Below are 369 nucleotides of genomic sequence, written 5' to 3'. Positions count from 1 at the left end.
ATGTATATGAAATTCGTGATGGTTGGGCTAGAGTTTACAGTCCAAGCAATGACGGTTATGTATGGTATGAACGCCTAATCGTTAAAGATATTTATAAAACAGCAGGTGGTAAAAAGTTTGCGAAAAAAGATGATAAACAAGCAGTAGCGCAACGTAATATTCTTGCAGATACAACAGGTTTAAAAGTGAATAGTATTCCGCCTTTAAACATGAAGAAGTCATCTAAAGCTAAATTTAGAGCGCGTGTCGATTATTATGGTGCATCATTAGTTAAGTTCAAAGGTAAAGAGTGGTACGTGACAAACAATACTTATAGAGCAGGATATGATAAATTTTATATCTTTGAAATTAAAAATGGTTGGTGTCGTG

1 pseudogene is annotated in these 369 nt (G+C 34.1%); it reads left to right on the top strand.

Going from position 1 to position 369, the window contains the following annotated elements:
- Positions 1-369: pseudogene (locus tag HMPREF2881_RS12165) on the top strand (N-acetylmuramoyl-L-alanine amidase); the annotation flags it as partial.

The organism is Staphylococcus sp. HMSC057A08, assembly GCF_001812925.1.
Taxonomy (GTDB): Bacteria; Bacillota; Bacilli; order Staphylococcales; family Staphylococcaceae; genus Staphylococcus; species Staphylococcus hominis.
This window is presented reverse-complemented; position numbering and strand designations above follow the sequence as displayed.